The organism is Tolumonas osonensis (assembly GCF_014202415.1).
Taxonomy (GTDB): domain Bacteria; phylum Pseudomonadota; class Gammaproteobacteria; order Enterobacterales; family Aeromonadaceae; genus Tolumonas; species Tolumonas osonensis.
Genome location: NZ_JACHGR010000004.1, coordinates 65682 through 83325 on the forward strand (window position 1 = coordinate 65682; position 17644 = coordinate 83325).

A 17644-nucleotide genomic window follows, 5' to 3' on the forward strand; every position below is an offset into this window, starting at 1 on the left:
GGAAATGACGGCCGCTATAATTGCGGCCTGTCTTTTTTTAGGGTCGGTCAGTCATAATGCAAGAACTCTCTGCCAAACAACAATACAACAACAACAAACTACAAAAACGTCTGCGCCGGCATGTTGGCCAGGCAATTGCCGATTTCAACATGATCGAAGATGGTGATCGTGTAATGGTTTGTTTGTCTGGTGGAAAGGACAGCTTTGCCATGCTGGATATTCTGCGGAATTTACAAGCCAGCGCCCCGATCCACTTCGATATTATTGCGGTTAATCTTGATCAGAAACAGCCGGGATTTCCACCGGAGGTTTTGCCAAACTATCTTGATAACATCGGCGTGGAATATAAGATTGTCGAAGAAGACACTTATTCAATTGTGAAAGAGAAGATCCCGGAAGGCAAAACAACCTGCTCCCTCTGCTCTCGCCTCCGTCGCGGCATTCTCTACCGTACAGCCAGTGAACTGGGTGCAACCAAAATAGCATTAGGTCATCATCGTGATGACATCCTGGAAACGCTGATGCTGAACATGTTCTACGGCGGCAAGCTGAAAGCCATGCCACCGAAGCTCGTCAGTGATGATGGCAAACATGTGGTGATCCGTCCTTTAGCTTACTGTCGAGAGAAAGACTTGATTCGGTATGCCGACTGGAAAGCGTTCCCTATTATTCCATGTAATCTTTGCGGCTCTCAGGAGAACCTGCAACGCAAAGCCATGAAAGAAATGCTGAATGACTGGGATCGCCGCTTCCCGGGACGAATTGAAACGATGTTTAACGCCATACAAAACATTACGCCAAGCCATCTGATGGACCATAAGCTGTTTGACTTTAAATCCATCAACAGCAATAGCGGCATCATTGATGGTGGCGATATCGCTTTCGATAAACAGGATATCCCGGCGGTGCCTCAATCATTAGTGATCGAGCCCGATGATCGCTTAGAAATTATTGAGATCAACTGATAAAAAGCGCCGATTCAATCCGGCGCTTTTTTTTGCGTGGCAAAACAGATATTAACGACGCTCAATACCGGGATTTAGACCTGATGAACGCCAATACTGTTTATTGGAACGGATCATCCCCTGTATCCGTTTCACATAACCATCGCCCAGTGTAGAGTAACGACGCAATCCATTTGCCAATACGACAGCATCCATTGGCTGTTCGTTAGCTCGCATGTCTGCTCTAAGCTCGCGAACCTTACTATATGCAGGATGTGAATTCAGATTCTGCATATATGCCCGAACCGCCATTTCTGGCGAACTGAATTGCTTGGCTTTGGCTGTATTGGAACGATATGGCGTTACACCACACGATGCCTGACAAAAATGACCAAAATAGTTATGAGACTTTTTGGCCAGACGGGATGTACCCCAGCCAGATTCTGTCGCCGCCTGACTCAATACTAGTTCCGGTGGCAATATATCGACCCGGACCAGCAGACGATCAATGTCGCGGCTATGGTCATCAGTCAACTCCTGGCGATATTGGTTAGCAACATTTTGTAACCAGTCCAGTTGTCTGTCAGATAGCAAAATCCCATCCTGTAATTGCTGTTGTAATTTTTCCAGCTGACTACGCTGAGATAAGATATCCGAACTGACCTGTTGATAGGAAGGCAGCAGATAGGCGACAAATGCACGCTTACGTTGTTCAGCGTTTTTGATCGCGTCAAAGTCAGGAACCTTTTGCTCCTGGCCTGCCATGAATGACGTAGATTTTACAGACTCTAAGTTGTCTGCACTATTTACTGTCAGGGGTAGCAGAGCTAATGCTCCACACACCAGAAATAACCTGGCAAATAACTTCATGCAACGATGCTCCCAGAGTTTTTCAGCAACCGACGATGGTGCTGATTCACCTGATTTAAACAACCCGCCCCTGTGCGGTACTACGCTCCTTCGTAGGTTTTATCAGTTAAGTTGAACAAGTTGTGATCACTATAGCATCGGGTTATCAATAATCGCAAATTTTTTGGCTTCAACCCCCAAAATAGGCACGTTTAATGCGTATAGGGAAAACGTTTTCATTTTGTATAATAAACAATCACAATCATGTACAAAAGATCAGGTTATTCAGGGCGATATGAACGTTTTCCACCATCAGGTAAAGAACGAAAATACTTCAGAAACCACATATATTGTTCTGGGTGATTTTTGAGCAAAACTTCAATTTCAGCATTCATATAACGAACATCCGCCATCAGATCTGACGTAGGATACGGCTCCATAGCGGACCTTATTTGCAACTCATATTGCCGGTTTGACTCATTGTAGGTAGCCAAAACAGGTAATACGATCGCACCGGAAAGTTTGGCTAGTTTAGGTAAAGCCGGTAGCGTTGCCTTCGGTACACCGAATAATGGAACGAATACGCTGGCATCATGCCCATGATCCTGATCCGGCAAATAAAAGAAATTATAGCCGTTACGCATATCTTTGATGATGGGTTTCAATCCGGCACTACGCTCGTATACCTTACCGCCAAAACGGACCCGCTGCCGATTGAGAAACCAGTCATAAACCGGGTTTCTCGCACTGTGCATCATGGTACACATAGTCAACCCCATACCGGAAAAATAAAGTCCGCAGGCATCTATGGTCCAGGTATGAGGGATCATAAAGATGATAGGTTTTCCTGTCTTTCGGGCCGCTTCGACATGCTCCCATCCATTGGCTTTGATCCGGCCCAGAAAACGTTTTGCTGGTAAAAATGTCGGTTCACCTAATGCGAAAAAGCCTTTCAATCCAACACAGATACTACGAAAGAGCATCTGTTCTCTTTGCTGTTCACTGAGTTCAGGAAAACATAACCCGATATTGAGTCGGGCGGCATAGCACTGCTTTTTTGAAAAGCGGAGCACAAGACCAGCACAGGATGCAGCCAGTGCATCGCGAAGTTTTACCGGAAACCACGCGAGAATAGCCAGCAACGCAAGACTAAACCATGTCAGCCAGTAACGTGGATGCAATAAAGAACGAGGGATTTTATGGTCCAGGGCGGAATCTTTGGTCATTTCAGATGCATGCAAATCAATATTCAGGCATGCATGATAAAAAAATTTTACCGGAACGTCATCGATCCTGCTGACAGAAACAGAAAAAGCGATGCGTACTATCCATGTACGCAGAAGAATCACACTATTTTTAACGCTCAGACATACGCCAGAATCCGGTTACGCAATACGTCTTTCTCTTTTTCCGGTAACCAGCACGCTTCAACACTGTTAAGAGCCAGACGACGCAGTTGCTCCTTGGATGCCATCAGCGAGTCGGCCAGAGCCTGATAGTTATCATTCATATAACCACCAAAATAAGCCGGATCATCTGAATTCACAGTGACACAAACACCCTTATCCAGTAACTCAAGGATATTGTGATCCGCCATGGAATCAAAAACCCGCAATTTCAGATTCGATAACGGACATACCGTCAAAGGGATCCGTTCAGCAGTCAGGCGAGCAACGAGCAATGGATCTTCGACACAACGCACACCATGATCAATACGTTCTGTTTTCAGTACATCCAGCGCATCCCAGATATAACTGGCAGGCCCTTCTTCACCGGCATGAGCCACGGCTCTGAATCCCAGTTCACGGGCTTTGGCAAATACCCGGGTAAATTTATGCGGAGGATTGCCAACCTCGGATGAATCAAGACCGACACCATCAATCCATGCTTTAAAAGGTAAGCTTTTCTCTAATGTCTCAAAGGCAGATTCTTCACTGAGATGCCGTAGAAAACACATGATCAGACATGAACTGACACCCAATGTCTTTCTGCCCGCAACCAATGCAGAGTGAATACCGCCAATCACCGTCGCAAAATCAATTCCACGTTCCAGATGTGTCTGCGGATCAAAGAAGATCTCCGTATGCATGACCCGATCCTGACGGCAGCGCATCAGATAAGCCCAGGTCAAATCGTAGAAGTCCTGTTCGGTTTGCAGAACCCCGGCACCCTGATAATAGAGATCAAGAAATGACTGTAAATTGGAAAAATCATAGGCCACACGCAAATCAGCCACATCGGCATAAGGTAGTGTAATGCCATTCCGTTCGGCCAGAGCAAAAGCCAGTTCAGGCTCTAGTGTCCCTTCTATATGTAAATGCAATTCAACTTTGGGCAGCCCCGCAATAAATGACTCCACGCCACAAGCCTCCTGATTTCAGTGTGTCGGGTGTAATGAACCTGATCCTGCCCACGAAAACAAGAGCTGATAATGAAAAAAGCTTTATTTACCCACGGAATGGTGTATTCGGGGCTGTTTACCTCGCTGTTTTATGCAAAGACCGTGAGAGTATGCCGGAGTAATGGTATAGTCTCGGCAAATCAGTGCAGCGGAACCGAAGAAAAAACGTAAATGGTTTATCTCTGCTGTTTTTCTGCTTGCAGAATCAGCCTGCTCTCTGGCAAATTGATTGTTCGGTCATAATGGCCTGCGTGGGGCCCTATTATTCGAGGAAAAAGGAAGTATGTGTTCGATATTTGGTATTCTGGACATTAAATCCGATGCTGTTGCATTACGCAAAACAGCACTGGAGATGTCTAAGCGTCTGCGTCACCGCGGCCCGGACTGGTCCGGTATTTACAGCAGTGACAAAGCAATTCTGGTACATGAACGTCTGTCGATTGTTGATCCAGGTAATGGCGCGCAACCTTTATATAATCCCGAACATACCCACGTACTGGCCGTTAATGGCGAGATCTATAATCATAAAGATCTGCAAAAAAATCTGACCGTTGATTTTAAATTTCAGACTGGTTCCGACTGTGAAGTCATTCTGGCGCTGTATAAAGAAAAAGGTCCGGCATTCCTGGATGACCTGAGCGGTATTTTTGCATTTGTACTGTATGACGCAGAACAGGATGCATACCTGATCGGCCGTGACCACATGGGTATTATTCCTCTTTATACTGGCCGTGATGAACATGGCAACTTCTACGTTGCTTCTGAAATGAAAGCACTGGTACCAGTATGTAAAACCGTTGCGGAGTTCCCACCAGGACATTACCTGTGGAGCAAAGACGGTGCAGAGCCAACCCAGTATTACACCCGTGACTGGATGGAATACAGTGCGGTTGAAAACAATCCGACCGATAAACTGGCACTGCGCGATGCACTGGAAGATGCCGTCAAACGTCAGCTGATGTGTGACGTGCCATATGGCGTGCTGCTGTCCGGCGGTCTGGATTCCTCTGTAATTTCCGCTATCACCAAACGTTTTGCTGCCCGTCGTGTTGAAGATGATGGTAAGAGCGAAGCTTGGTGGCCACAGCTGCACTCATTTGCAGTCGGTCTGGAAGGTTCACCTGACCTGGCGGCCGCACGTAAAGTAGCTGATGCACTGGGTACTATTCATCATGACATCACCTTCACCGTACAAGAAGGTCTGGATGCTATTCGTGATGTGATCTACCACATCGAAACTTATGATGTGACCACAATCCGTGCTTCTACTCCTATGTACCTGATGGCGCGTTTCATCAAGGCAATGGGCATCAAGATGGTATTGTCCGGCGAAGGTTCTGACGAACTGTTTGGTGGTTACCTGTATTTCCATAAAGCGCCGAACGCGAAAGAATTCCACGAAGAAACCGTACGTAAGCTGTCTCAGCTGCATATGTACGACTGCCTGCGCGCCAACAAATCCATGGCGGCATGGGGTGTGGAAGCGCGTGTACCATTCCTGGACAAAGAGTTCATGGATGTGGCCATGCGTCTGAATCCGAAAGATAAAATGTGTGGTAACGGTAAAATCGAAAAACACATTGTTCGTGAAACCTTTGAACATTATCTGCCGAAAGAAGTGGCATGGCGTCAGAAAGAACAGTTCTCTGACGGCGTTGGCTACTCCTGGATTGACAGCCTGAAAGAGCTGGTAGAACGTGAAGTTAGCGACCAGATGATGGAAGCTGCGGCGTATCGCTTCCCGATCAACACCCCGCTGACCAAAGAAGCGTATTACTATCGTTCTATCTTTGAAGAACATTTCCCGCTGGAATCTGCCGCACTGTGCGTTCCTTACGGTAAATCCGTTGCCTGTTCTACTCCGGCGGCACTGGAATGGGATGCCAAGTTTAAAGAGCTGGCTGACCCGTCTGGTCGTGCTGTACTGGATGTGCACAACGAAGCACTGCAATAAGCTGATTAAGACCCGCTCCGGCGGGTCTTTTTTATGCCCACCACGTTCTGCTCATGATAAAATGTGATTCACATCCACTTTATACCAACGATTCATGTCTGCTATTCGCTTTGTATCACACCGGATACTGCGTATTACACGTGATTTTCTGGTGATCCTCGCTTGCCTTCAGGCAGGCAAAGCCATTGCCGCTGTTTTGCCGTTCCGGTTTCCTGACAGCATTCTGGGTATGCTGCTACTGTTTCTTCTGCTTAACCTGCAAATAGTCAAATTGCGCTGGGTTGAGATGGGAGCCAGTATCTTACTGAAACATATGGCTTTATTATTTATTCCAGTTGCGGTTGGACTCCTGGGATATATGGATACCTTCATGAGTTCTCTGGGTGCCATTATCTTCAACGTGTTTCTCGGTATGGTCATGATCCTGCTGCTTGTGGGCCGGATTTTCCAGAGGATGAACCAATGATGTTTTATCTGGCCTTGCCACTCACGATCTTATTGTACTGGTTGACCCGGAAACTTTATCAACGGTTCCCGTTACCATTCATTAATCCTTTATTGATCCCCATGGTTGTCTTGATGCTGATTCTGCATTTTGGAAAGCTGCCACTGCAGGACTTTATGGATGGCACCTGGATCATCAACTGGCTGTTAAAACCCGCCGTTGTCGCATTGGCGTTACCGCTCTATCAGCAGATGATTCACATCAAAGCCAAGATCAAGCCGATTATGATCTGTTGCTCAATTTCCGTTGTAATCAGTATCCTGACCAGTATGCTGATTTGCCGGACAATGGGAATTGATGAAGAGATCACCCGCAGTATTGCCACCCGCTCTATTACCACACCGCTGGCGATGAGTGTAAGTGAAAGTCTTGGGGGGATTCCGTCTATCGCTGCGGCCGTAGTTATCATGGTCGGCATCTCTGGTGCCGTGGTCGGATTTCCGTTACTGAAAATCTTTGGTGTCACCGATCCACAGGCTCAAGGACTGGCAATTGGCGCATGTTCGCATGCTATCGGTACGGCTGCCGCGACAGAGCGGGGAACCACACAAGGCGCCTTTTCCTCGCTGGCTCTGGTTGTATGCGGGATCCTGACGTCACTGATAGCCCCGGTCATGTTTGCGATCTACGGGATGATCCTTGGCATAAATTAAAGGCGGCACATGGCCGCCCTTAATATTTAATCTGCTTTTTCAGTGGTGAGCTTTAAACTGATTACTCATTTCATCGTAATGGTAACCAATAGAAGACATTCTCTGCTTCAACACATCCTGTGACATATCATAGCGCAGCAGCAATTCGCCAAGATCGGCACATTCCAGTCTCAGTTTCTCGTTCACAATGCCAAGTAGAATATTGGCATCCATTCGTTGATAAGCACTTAGATCCATTGTCGTTCTCCTGTCAAATCAACCACCACAGGATAACTATAGTGTGTTAATGAACGGATACTGTGTGCTGAAACCCAAATTTTTAATATTGAATGGCGCACTGCCACTGACGAATGAAGGCGGCCAAGGTCTCCATATAACCGGGATCTGCGTTCAACGCCGGCACATACCGGAAAAATTCACCGCCAGCGTGCAGATAAGTCTCTTTTCCTTCTTCAGCGATCTCTTCTAAGGTTTCCAGGCAATCCACACTAAACGCAGGACAAACCACATAGAGCCGTTTTTTCCCGTTTCCGGGTAATTGCCGCAACAACGTATCCGTATACGGCTGAAGCCATTTCTGTTTTCCAAAACGGGATTGAAAACTCAGTTGCCACTGACTGGCCGAAAGTCCTAACTCCTGAGCAACCTGTTCTGCTGTTTCTTTACATTGCCGGGGGTAAGGGTCGCCCCGGTCAGCATATTGTTCGGGAATCCCGTGAAAAGAGAACAGTAAAAAATCATCCAGCTCCGAGGAAAAACCCGTCCGTCGGATGGAATCAGCCAGAGCCTTGATATATCCGGAAGATTGATAATGTGTACCGATTAATGAATAGGTAGGTATATGGTGTTCATGCGCCATGACCCGTTGCCAGGCATCAGATACACAAGCTGTCGTCGTTGATGAGTATTGCGGATAAAGCGGTAATAGCAGAACCTGCGTTACCCCTCGGGCTTTCAGACGTAACCAGGCATCCTGCAAAGAAGGCTGCCCATATGTCATCGCCAGCTCCACAATCACAGAATCGCCTGACAATGCCTGTAACGCCGTTTGCTGTTGCTGGCTGTATACCAGTAGCGGAGAGCCCTGTTCTAACCAGATTTGCTGATACGCATGAGCAACGCGTTTACAGCGTAATGGCAGAACGATGCCGTTTAACAAAGGCCACCACAACAAACGGGGGATCCCGACAACACGGGGATCCATCAGAAATTCCTGCAAAAAAGCCCGGACTCCGGCCGGAGTGGCTTCCGACGGAGTACCCAGATTGACCAGAATAACACCCTGCTTCTCTGCCATTCGTTTTATCCTCTTTTCGTCTGCCATAAAGTATAACGCCCGAACCATTTCTGGTACGGGCGTTATCAATAAATCGATCAGACTTTTAAAACAAACAGTTAGCCTAACAGCGCTGCCAGTTGTTTGCTGACCTCAGCAACCTGCTGGGTACCGTCGATTTTGCTGTATTTGGTGTTACCCTGTTCAGCTTCGTTTTTGTAGTAACCCACCAGCGGTTCAGTCTGCTGATGATAGATATCCAGACGCTTGCGAACAGTGGTTTCTTCGTCATCAGGACGAATAGACAGATCTTCACCGGTCACGTCGTCTTTGCCTTCCACTTTTGGCGGATTGAACACGACATGGTAAACACGGCCAGAACCGGCGTGTACGCGACGACCGCTCATACGCTTCACGATCTCTTCGTCCGGTACGTCGAATTCCAGAACATAATCAACTGCAATGCCGGCTTCTTTCATGGCATCAGCCTGTGGAATGGTGCGTGGGAAACCATCCAGCAGGAAACCGTTTTTGCAGTCTTCCTGCGCAACACGTTCTTTCACCAGATTGATGATCAGTTCATCAGAAACCAGCTGGCCGGCATCCATTACTGCTTTAGCCTGCAGGCCCAATTCAGTGCCTGCTTTAATTGCCGCACGCAGCATATCCCCGGTAGAAATTTGCGGAATACCGTATTTATCCATCAGGAACTGTGCCTGAGTGCCCTTCCCTGCGCCTGGTGCGCCTAGCAGAATGATACGCATAACTATTTTAGCCTCTGTTTCAGATAACCTTACATAGGGCGCAAAAACTACACTCTTTCGCGCCATTCCTCAACATTTTAACCAAAAAACAAAGCCGCGCAGAGCACGGCTTTGAGATATTGAAAGTAATTAAATCAACCCAGCAATAAACGGTTCATGCGGGCAACAAAACTGGCCGGATCAGTCAGACCACCCTGTTCCGTCAATTGAGCCTGTTCCTGCAACAAAATCGCCCATTCCTTGAAGCGTTCTTCGTCCTGTACGTCGGCAATATGACGGATCAGTGCATGGTCAGGATTCACTTCCAGAATATATTTCTGTTCAGGTACCGGCTGACCCGCTGCCTTCATCAGTTTCATCATCTGGCTGCTCATACCGTGGGCATCCGTGACTGCGCAAACCGGCGTCTCGGTCAGACGATGCGATACACGTACATCCTGTACTTCACTGCCCAGTGCTGATTTCAGGCGATCAATCAGACCCGCATTGGCTTTGGTCGCTTCTTCCTGCTGTTTGCGGCTTTCTTCATCTTCCAGATCGCCCAGCTCCAGATCGCCGCAGCTCACAGAGATCAGTTTCTTGCCATCAAATTCTGACAGATGGTTCATCAGCCATTCGTCGATACGTTCCCACATCAGCAGCACTTCCACGCCTTTCTTGCGCAGCAGTTCCAGATGCGGGCTGTTTTTCGCCGCGGCATAGCTGTCGGCAATGATGTAGTAGATCTTGCTCTGGCCTTCTTTCATGCGGGCAACATAATCGGTCAGGCTGACTGTCTGTGCATTGCTGTCGTTATGGGTAGATGCAAAGCGCAGCAGCTTAGCGATATCTTCGCGGTTCGCATAATCTTCCGCCGGACCTTCCTTCAGCACGTTGCCGAATTCACCCCAGAATTTCTGGTATTTCTCGGCATCGTCTTTTGCCATTTTATCCAGCATGCTCAGTACACGCTTGGTACAGGCTTTACGCAGCTGCGCAGTGATTTTGTTGTCCTGCAGGATTTCACGCGATACGTTTAGCGGCAGATCGTTAGAATCCAGCACCCCTTTCACGAAACGCAGATAAGTCGGCATGAACTGTTCCGCGTCATCCATGATGAATACGCGCTGCACATACAGTTTCAGACCATGCTTCTGTTCACGGTTCCACATATCCCAAGGAGCGCGGGCCGGAATATACAGCAGGCTGGTGTATTCCATGTTGCCTTCCACCCGGTTATGCGACCAGCTCAATGGCTCGTCATAATCGTGCGAAACATGCTTGTAGAACTCTTTATATTCTTCTTCTTTGATTTCTTTGGCTGAACGGGTCCAGAGTGCTGTTGCGCGGTTTACCTGTTCCCAGGCACCTTCTGTCGCTGGCTTGTCTTCGCCTTCGGCCGCTTCCGGTGCTTTCCACAGTTCTACCGGAATGCTGATGTGATCAGAATATTTACCGATCACAGAACGCAGACGCCAGTCATCCAGAAACTCTTTTTCATCTTCGCGCAGATGCAGGATCACGTCGGTACCACGACCTTCTTTGGTCACATCAGCTACCGTGAAACTGCCATCACCGGTTGATTCCCAGCGTACTGCGCGATCGGCCGTTTCGCCTGCTACACGGCTGATCACGGTTACTTTATCCGCCACGATAAAAGCGGAGTAGAAACCGACACCGAACTGGCCGATCAGCTGCGAGTCTTTCGCCTGATCACCACTCAGGTTCTGGAAGAAATCCTTTGTGCCGGAACGGGCAATGGTCCCCAGATGCTGAATCGCATCGTCACGGGTCATCCCAATACCATTATCGGAAATAGTCAGAGTGCGCTGATCTTTGTCAATCAGCAGACGCACGCGCAGCTGACCATCGTTTTCATACAGATTGGCGTCAGACAGCGCTTTGAAGCGTAATTTATCCGCTGCATCTGCCGCGTTAGAGATCAGTTCACGCAGGAAAACCTCTTTGTTGGAATAGAGGCTGTGCGCCATCAGGTTCAACAGTTGTTTAACTTCAGTCTGAAACCCATGGGTTTCCATATGAACAGTTTCGGTCATCTTGCTTTCCTTGATTTACGGAGATGTTTTACTACAAAAAGCAAGATGGGGATGAATAGCCGGTTTTCAAGTCATAAAAACAGGCTATTAGCGAATAGAGGCAGAAAACTATTCCAGGGGACGGCGACCACTGAGTGAGTGCGACAAGGTTGTGCCATCCACCAGTTCCAGTTCACCACCGACCGGTACGCCATGGGCAATCCGCGTGACCTTGATCTGGTACTGTTTTGCCATACTGGCAATATAAAAGGCAGTAGCATCCCCTTCGATAGTAGGGTTGGTGGCCAGAATGACTTCCTGCCAGTCACCATTTTTCAACAGATTATCCAGTTGATCCAAGCCCAGTTCTTTCGGACCAATCCCATCTAACGGCGACAAATGTCCCATCAACACAAAATAGCGGCCGGAATAAAGATGGGTTTGCTCAATCGCGGCGACATCCGCCGGGGTTTCCACAATACACAACTGCCCGTTTTCAGCGCGTTTAGGATTGGCGCAAATGTCACACAGCGTATTTTCGGTAAAAGTACGGCAATGCTGACAATGACCTATTTCAGTCAGCGCACGCTGCAGCGTTTGTCCCAGTTGTAAACCTCGCTTACGTTCGCGCTCCAGCAACTGGAATGCCATCCGCTGTGCTGATTTTGGGCCGACACCGGGTAAAATTTGCAGTTCACGAATCAGAGAATCCAGTAACGGGCTGAATTTCATGCGTTAAATATCCATCTGAGAAAAACAAAACAGGCCGTTGCTTATCACTACGGCCTGTCAGATACGAATGATCGCTGCTGCGGGATCAGAATGGCATCTTGAAACCTGGCGGTAACTGCATACCACCGGTAATTTCAGCCATTTTTGTTTTGTTCTGCTCTTCCGCACGACGCACGGCGTCATTAAAAGCGGCCGCGATCAGGTCTTCCAGCATTTCCTGATCGTCGTCCTGCATCAGACTTGGATCAATGGCAACACGACGCACATTATGATTGCCGGTAATGGTAATTTTTACCAAACCTGCACCTGATTCGCCGGTGACTTCCATTTTGGCAACTTCTTCCTGCATCTTCTGCATGCGCTCTTGCATCATCTGCGCCTGCTTCATCAGATTGCCCATTCCACCTTTACCGAACATGCTTCCTCACTCAATTTCTCTGGTTGTGGTCTATGTACGCTTCACTCATCGGAAGCGGTGGTATTTGTTTTCAATGGCTGAATACTACCATCATCCAGCGTCGCGCCAAAACGTTGCTGTAAAAACTGAACATTCGGATCGGACAACAACAGTTGCTCTGCATCCTGTTGCAGACGAACCCGCTCCTGTTGTTCAATTTCTGCCGGGCAAGGCATGCCCAGTTGTACTACGGGCTCAACCTGCAGGTTGATTGTCCGGGACTGCACTGCTGAAAGCGCCTCTGCCAGTTCCTGTACCATTCTGGACTGAGCCAGATGCCGGGCTTCATTGCGGATCTGCAGATGCCACTGATCATTTTGCTGAGCGGTCACAACCGCCTGCATCGCCAGTTGCCTTACCCGGCCACCGACCGGTAAAGCAGCCACGGTCTGAGCCCACGGATCACTGCTGCGGACCAGCAACTCATTGCTGCGCCAGACAGCATCGTCATCTTCATCAATCTCGGGTAACCGGTTTGGCACGGCCGCCGCAGTTGGTGCAGGTGGCGGCACAGCGGATACGGTTCTTGCCGGTCCGGCCTGTCTGAATGAAGGCACCTGATGACTTTCCGGCTGAATCTCTGCAGGCGAAGTGAAAGACTCCTGATCCTGGTAGGCTTCCAGCGGCGGTAACTCCCAGGGCGGCAGATCATCCACCACGGGTGACATTTCAGTTAATGGCTCCGGAGGTGGCATCGGTATTGACGCTTTAGCCGGTGTGGTGACAACAGGAACGTCTGCTGCTACGGGCTGATTTGCCGGTGGTGTACGCACAGGGATAACCGGTGACGCAACCTGGCTTTCTGTCTGACTTTCTGCCTGCTGACGACGACTGCGCAACTGATTTCTCAGACGCAGAATATCCTGTACCCCGGAATTCGCTGGTTCCGGTGCCGGCGTAGCCGTCGTGATAGCCGGAGCTAGTGGCGACACATTTGCGACATTCTGGCTTGCTGTTAGCGCCCGGCGTGGCATTTCCTGTTCAGCCTGTGCCATCAATTCCGCCTGTTCCTGCATCAGTTTGGCCTGCATCGCCAAATCTTCTGTCACTATATGGGGTGTGGTTACCGGCGATGTCATCGGGACTGTCGCCGCAGCAACTGCCGGTTTGGCCGGCATCATAGGCGGTATCACCGGGGCGGTACTTCGGGGTGTCAACGGCTGACGCTCCCGTTCTGGTACGGATTGATTATCCGTCCTGGGAGCAAACGCCAGCATGCGTAGCAGCGTCATTTCCAGCGCACTGCGGCCATCCGGCGCCAGTGGCAACTCTTTGCGGCCATTCAGTGTGATCTGATAATAAAGCTGGAGCTCTTCCGGCGGGATCTGTTCTGCCAGCGACTGTAACTCTTCCGCGTCATCCGCTTCCGGCTCAGTCTGCAGCCCCAGCAATTGCCACATCGCTGTACGGTGTAACAGGCTGGCCAGCTCAACATGCAACTGATCATAGTCCGGGGCCAATTCGGCCAGAGAACCAATCTGCTGCATCAAAGCCGCACCATCGCGGGCAGCTAATAGCGACAGGATCTGATACAGCTGCCGGTGATCGAGTGTCCCCAGCATCTGCTGCACCATATTGGCCTGCAGCACACCATCGCCATATGCAATCGCCTGATCGCTCAGGCTCAGCGCGTCACGCATACTGCCCTGTGCGGCTTTCGCCAGCAGACTCAACGCTGCCGGTTCATAGGTCAGCTGTTCCGCCTGAAGAACGCGTTGCAATTGCTCCGTGATCTGCTCCCGTGTCAGCGCTTTCAGATGAAATTGCAGGCAACGGGAAAGAATTGTCACCGGCAGTTTCTGCGGGTCAGTGGTCGCCAGCAGGAATTTCACATGCTCCGGCGGCTCTTCCAATGTCTTCAGTAATGCATTGAAACTATGCCGTGACAGCATATGCACTTCGTCGATCAGATAGATCTTGAAGCGGCCACGTGCCGGTTTATATTGCACGTTATCTAGCAAATCACGGGTGTCTTCCACTTTGGTTCGGGAGGCCGCATCAATCTCCAGCAGATCGACAAAATTACCCTGATCAATTTCCCGGCAAGCACTGCATTGCCCGCATGGCCGGGAGGTAATACCGGTTTCGCAATTCAGACATTTCGCCAGAATACGCGCGATCGTGGTTTTACCTACTCCTCGCGTACCGCTGAACAGATAGGCATGATGCAGTCGGCCCTGATCCAGCGCATTGGATAATGCCTGTAAGACATGTTGCTGCCCCATGACCTCATGGAAGTTACGTGGGCGCCATTTACGTGCAAGAACCTGATATGCCATATCTGCCTGTTAACGGATCAATGTCCGGGAAAATCAACCAGTTTAAGAACTTTAACGCCCATCGCAGTCAGACGCTCTTCACCACCCAGATCAGGCAGAGAAATAACGAAGGCCGCATGTTCCACAATACCGCCCGCTTCGCGGATCATCTTGATGGTAGCTTCCACCGTACCGCCAGTTGCCAGCAGATCATCGACCACCAGCACCTTATCGCCGGGTTTGATTGCATCGCAGTGCATCTGCAGACAATCTTCGCCATATTCCAGCTGATAACTTTGTTCCAGCACGGAGCGCGGCAATTTCCCCGGTTTACGCACCGGAATAAAACCAAGCTGCAGTGCATAAGCTAACGGTGCACCAAAAATAAAACCACGAGCTTCAGTACCAACCACTTTATCAAACGACATGGACTGATAATGTTCTTTCAGCAGTTCGATGGTCTGATGGAATCCCTGCGGGTGCTCAACCAGACTGGTGACATCACGAAAGATGATGCCTGGTTTTGGATAATCAGGAATGGTGGCGATACAGGATTGGATGAAATCAAGCGTGTTACGGTTCATGGTATGTGCGTTTCAGAAGATAAAATCAAAACGTGTAGGTTAGCAGCCTGCAGGCTGAATGCAATCATTGCGCCCGGTGAATGGTAATAAACGCGCAAAAATAAAGCCGCCCGGAGGCGGCTTCACTACAATCAGCTAATTTCAGACGAAATTAGAAGTTGTATTGCAGACCAACAACGTAGTTGTCGTCTTCGCCAGCAACTTCGTTGATTTTGTATTCTGCATACGCTTTGGCTTTAGCTGTGATGTCATACTGGGTACCCAGTACATAGTACTTGGTAGTTTCAACGTCGTAGTTATGACCATCAACCAGACCGTAGCCAGCAACCAGAGTCCAGTCAGGCTGAACTTTATAAGTCGCGGTTACAGTCCAAACGGTATCCTTTTCATCAGCCAGGTCATGTTTCAGCTGACCATAAGTAGAGGCCAGATAGAATGCATCATAAGTATAACCCAGACCAGCAGCATACTGTTCATCAGTGTAGCTTTCGCCAGCCGCTTCACCAGTCTTCGCCTGGTAAGCCAGAACAGGTTTCAGAGAAGAAACTTCGTCGATCTGGAAAGTATAACCAGCAGACGCCGCATATTGGTTCTGCAGTTTATCTTCTTCATTATTATTTGCTTTTGCTTCATCAGAGAAGCTCACGCTACCACGCAGATCCCAGCCATCAGCCGCATAAGTTACATTCGCTGAATCATCCCAACGAGAATCAAACTGGTTTTCAACCAGACCTGAGTACTCATTGTATACGTCAGTTACATCACTCAGTTGAACATAAGCGCTGTCTTGAGTACCAACGGTAGCCTGAACACCGTTACCAAAATCAGCACCAGCAAATGCATAGCGGTTTACGAAAGAGTCAGCTTCACCATCATCATCATTTTCAGCTGATACTTCCCACTCCAGTTTGCTGATCAGAGCTACATCGTTGTAACCAGTTGCCCATTTACCTTTGAAACCAAAACGAGCCAGAGCATCGCCACCGAAGTTGTCAGCTTCACCAGCTGTGGCAGCATTATAATCATCATCTGTTTTATCAGAAGTTGCATTATAGATTTGACCAGCTTGATATTGGATACGGCCGTAAACGTCTACTTGTTGACCATCTTTATCATATACAACAGCTGCATTGGCAGATGCAGCAAACAGAGAGGTAGTTACTACTGCCAGGATTGTTTTTTTCATAATTAAATGCCTACTGTAATTAAACATTGTGTCTTTTTTTATTTCCCTGTGCGGTAACACATGAGTGCTACCTGAATGTGAATCTAACAAGAAAGAGTGATGACAGCAACACTTTGTATGTCCATCTGAACCACAAAGATAAAACAGCACAAAAAACCATATAGAAATAACAACTCAGTGTTAAAAATTGTAATTAACAACATAAAACACATTAAAGAAATAGAATGGACACTCTAAGTCGCTATTTTAAGTGATATTTAACACATAAATTTCATTAAGCAGAACCCCAAATGAAACCCTGGCTTTTTATCAGCTATTGCTCTGAATAAACAGAAGATTAGAATGCTGTCAGAAATAACCGCTATCAAGGATTAGTTATGACTCTGCTGTTCCGTACCTGGTTGTCCCGCTCATTCGCTGCACTCGCGCTGTTTACCTCCGTCTCTGCCATTGCTGATACGACCGTTGCTGTACCCCGTCCTTACGCAACTTATCTGGTTGACGGAAAATCCTATAAAGGTAATGGCTCTGATATCAAACTCACTGCCGGTGACCATCAGTTAGTGATCCGGTTTGAAGGTAATTACAGCAAGAGGGATTCAATTGATATCGTTAGTGGCGAACCGCTGGTGGTGAATTTTAAAACCGATGGCAAAGAACAACTGACATTCGATCTGCCACTGCTGCGGGAATCCATTCAGGCAAAAAATTTCCTGAAAGATCAGAAGCTGCATTTGATTGATAAAAACACAAAGGCTGTAAAAGACGCTGATATCTTCCAATTGCCGAAGAAGGAAGGCCTGCAAATCGGCCGGGATTATCAGGAAGAGCTGCTGGCTTTAGGCAAGGCGTTTCAGCAACCGGTCATCAATGAAGATGGTACCATCTCTGTCAATGGTCAGGCGCAAAAAGCAGATCTGACCAACACCGTTTCCGGCAGTAAAAACCTGCAGGCACTGGAAATGCTGAAATACTGGTACAACCGCGCCGATCCACAGACACGCAAAGCTTTTCAGCACTGGGTTATTACTCAACAGTAATCAGTAACGCTCATCACTGCTATAAA

General features: G+C 48.4%; 17 protein-coding genes. 5 read left to right on the plus strand and 12 right to left on the minus strand.

Annotated features, from left to right (window positions below; all coding sequences use genetic code 11):
• Positions 1-53 precede the first annotated feature (53 nt).
• Positions 54-965: a tRNA 2-thiocytidine(32) synthetase TtcA gene (gene ttcA, locus HNR75_RS06500; protein ID WP_343043262.1), complete on the plus strand. Its 912-nt coding sequence runs from the start codon at positions 54-56 to the stop codon at positions 963-965.
• A 51-nt stretch (positions 966-1016) separates the two neighbouring features.
• Here the strand turns inward: ttcA and HNR75_RS06505 are convergent, their stop codons facing one another.
• The 3 genes from HNR75_RS06505 to HNR75_RS06515 form a co-directional block, all read right to left on the minus strand.
• Positions 1017-1814 (minus strand): glucosaminidase domain-containing protein, encoded by a 798-nt coding sequence (locus HNR75_RS06505; RefSeq protein WP_188026199.1) that lies wholly within the window; start codon positions 1812-1814, stop codon positions 1017-1019.
• Between the two features lie 260 nt (positions 1815-2074).
• Positions 2075-3019 carry a lauroyl-Kdo(2)-lipid IV(A) myristoyltransferase gene (gene lpxM / locus HNR75_RS06510; protein WP_188026200.1) on the minus strand — a complete coding sequence of 315 codons (945 nt, stop codon included), beginning with the start codon at positions 3017-3019 and terminating at the stop codon, positions 2075-2077.
• Positions 3020-3156: 137 nt separating this feature from the next.
• Positions 3157-4152: an adenosine deaminase gene (locus HNR75_RS06515; protein WP_188026201.1), complete on the minus strand. Its 996-nt coding sequence runs from the start codon at positions 4150-4152 to the stop codon at positions 3157-3159.
• Positions 4153-4477: 325 nt separating this feature from the next.
• Between HNR75_RS06515 and asnB the strand changes: the two genes are divergently transcribed.
• The 3 genes from asnB (at position 4478) to HNR75_RS06530 (ending at position 7306) form a co-directional block, all read left to right on the plus strand.
• Complete coding sequence (gene asnB / locus HNR75_RS06520) at positions 4478-6148, plus strand: asparagine synthase B (protein ID WP_188026202.1); 1671 nt, start codon at positions 4478-4480, stop codon at positions 6146-6148.
• 94 nt (positions 6149-6242) lie between these two features.
• Positions 6243-6614, plus strand: a complete 372-nt coding sequence (locus HNR75_RS06525) for a CidA/LrgA family protein (RefSeq protein WP_188026203.1) — start codon at positions 6243-6245, stop codon at positions 6612-6614.
• Positions 6611-7306, plus strand: coding sequence for an LrgB family protein (locus HNR75_RS06530; RefSeq protein WP_188026204.1), 696 nt, complete (start codon positions 6611-6613; stop codon positions 7304-7306). Before HNR75_RS06525 ends, HNR75_RS06530 begins: the two co-directional genes overlap by 4 nt.
• 39 nt (positions 7307-7345) lie before the next feature.
• Here HNR75_RS06530 and HNR75_RS06535 read toward each other — a convergent pair whose 3' ends face one another.
• The 9 genes from HNR75_RS06535 to HNR75_RS06575 all read right to left on the minus strand — a co-directional run bounded on the left by HNR75_RS06535 (position 7346) and on the right by HNR75_RS06575 (position 16578).
• A complete protein-coding gene (locus HNR75_RS06535; RefSeq protein ID WP_188026205.1) occupies positions 7346-7543 on the minus strand; it encodes a DUF4250 domain-containing protein in 198 nt (65 codons plus the stop codon).
• A gap of 82 nt (positions 7544-7625) precedes the next feature.
• Positions 7626-8603, minus strand: coding sequence for a ferrochelatase (hemH, locus tag HNR75_RS06540; protein ID WP_188026206.1), 978 nt, complete (start codon positions 8601-8603; stop codon positions 7626-7628).
• A 98-nt stretch (positions 8604-8701) separates the two neighbouring features.
• Complete coding sequence (gene adk / locus HNR75_RS06545) at positions 8702-9346, minus strand: adenylate kinase (RefSeq protein ID WP_188026207.1); 645 nt, start codon at positions 9344-9346, stop codon at positions 8702-8704.
• A 134-nt stretch (positions 9347-9480) separates the two neighbouring features.
• Positions 9481-11382, minus strand: a complete 1902-nt coding sequence (gene htpG, locus HNR75_RS06550; RefSeq protein ID WP_188026208.1) for a molecular chaperone HtpG — start codon at positions 11380-11382, stop codon at positions 9481-9483.
• A gap of 108 nt (positions 11383-11490) precedes the next feature.
• On the minus strand, positions 11491-12093 hold the full coding sequence (gene recR, locus HNR75_RS06555; RefSeq protein WP_188026209.1) for a recombination mediator RecR: 603 nt from the start codon (positions 12091-12093) through the stop codon (positions 11491-11493).
• Between the two features lie 85 nt (positions 12094-12178).
• Entirely contained in the window at positions 12179-12511 is a 333-nt protein-coding gene (locus HNR75_RS06560) for a YbaB/EbfC family nucleoid-associated protein (RefSeq protein ID WP_188026210.1), read from the minus strand.
• Positions 12512-12552: 41 nt separating this feature from the next.
• On the minus strand, positions 12553-14829 hold the full coding sequence (gene dnaX, locus HNR75_RS06565) for a DNA polymerase III subunit gamma/tau (RefSeq protein ID WP_188026211.1): 2277 nt from the start codon (positions 14827-14829) through the stop codon (positions 12553-12555).
• Between the two features lie 17 nt (positions 14830-14846).
• Positions 14847-15392: an adenine phosphoribosyltransferase gene (gene apt / locus HNR75_RS06570; RefSeq protein ID WP_188026212.1), complete on the minus strand. Its 546-nt coding sequence runs from the start codon at positions 15390-15392 to the stop codon at positions 14847-14849.
• A 151-nt stretch (positions 15393-15543) separates the two neighbouring features.
• Positions 15544-16578: a porin gene (locus HNR75_RS06575; RefSeq protein ID WP_188026213.1), complete on the minus strand. Its 1035-nt coding sequence runs from the start codon at positions 16576-16578 to the stop codon at positions 15544-15546.
• A gap of 377 nt (positions 16579-16955) precedes the next feature.
• Here HNR75_RS06575 and HNR75_RS06580 point away from each other — a divergent pair, with 377 nt between their 5' ends.
• On the plus strand, positions 16956-17618 hold the full coding sequence (locus HNR75_RS06580) for a DUF2057 domain-containing protein (RefSeq protein WP_188026214.1): 663 nt from the start codon (positions 16956-16958) through the stop codon (positions 17616-17618).
• Positions 17619-17644: the final 26 nt, after the last annotated feature.

Excerpts from the sequence above, each read along its gene's own strand:
- HNR75_RS06505 (WP_188026199.1), bottom strand. The coding sequence starts at position 1,814 with ATGAAGTTATTTGCCAGGTTATTTCTGGTGTGTGGAGCATTAGCTCTG.
- lpxM (WP_188026200.1), bottom strand. The coding sequence starts at position 3,019 with ATGACCAAAGATTCCGCCCTGGACCATAAAATCCCTCGTTCTTTATTG.
- asnB (WP_188026202.1), top strand. The coding sequence starts at position 4,478 with ATGTGTTCGATATTTGGTATTCTGGACATTAAATCCGATGCTGTTGCA.
- HNR75_RS06525 (WP_188026203.1), top strand. The coding sequence starts at position 6,243 with ATGTCTGCTATTCGCTTTGTATCACACCGGATACTGCGTATTACACGT.
- HNR75_RS06530 (WP_188026204.1), top strand. The coding sequence starts at position 6,611 with ATGATGTTTTATCTGGCCTTGCCACTCACGATCTTATTGTACTGGTTG.
- HNR75_RS06535 (WP_188026205.1), bottom strand. The coding sequence starts at position 7,543 with ATGGATCTAAGTGCTTATCAACGAATGGATGCCAATATTCTACTTGGC.
- hemH (WP_188026206.1), bottom strand. The coding sequence starts at position 8,603 with ATGGCAGAGAAGCAGGGTGTTATTCTGGTCAATCTGGGTACTCCGTCG.
- adk (WP_188026207.1), bottom strand. The coding sequence starts at position 9,346 with ATGCGTATCATTCTGCTAGGCGCACCAGGCGCAGGGAAGGGCACTCAG.
- htpG (WP_188026208.1), bottom strand. The coding sequence starts at position 11,382 with ATGACCGAAACTGTTCATATGGAAACCCATGGGTTTCAGACTGAAGTT.
- recR (WP_188026209.1), bottom strand. The coding sequence starts at position 12,093 with ATGAAATTCAGCCCGTTACTGGATTCTCTGATTCGTGAACTGCAAATT.
- HNR75_RS06560 (WP_188026210.1), bottom strand. The coding sequence starts at position 12,511 with ATGTTCGGTAAAGGTGGAATGGGCAATCTGATGAAGCAGGCGCAGATG.
- dnaX (WP_188026211.1), bottom strand. The coding sequence starts at position 14,829 with ATGGCATATCAGGTTCTTGCACGTAAATGGCGCCCACGTAACTTCCAT.
- apt (WP_188026212.1), bottom strand. The coding sequence starts at position 15,392 with ATGAACCGTAACACGCTTGATTTCATCCAATCCTGTATCGCCACCATT.
- HNR75_RS06575 (WP_188026213.1), bottom strand. The coding sequence starts at position 16,578 with ATGAAAAAAACAATCCTGGCAGTAGTAACTACCTCTCTGTTTGCTGCA.
- HNR75_RS06580 (WP_188026214.1), top strand. The coding sequence starts at position 16,956 with ATGACTCTGCTGTTCCGTACCTGGTTGTCCCGCTCATTCGCTGCACTC.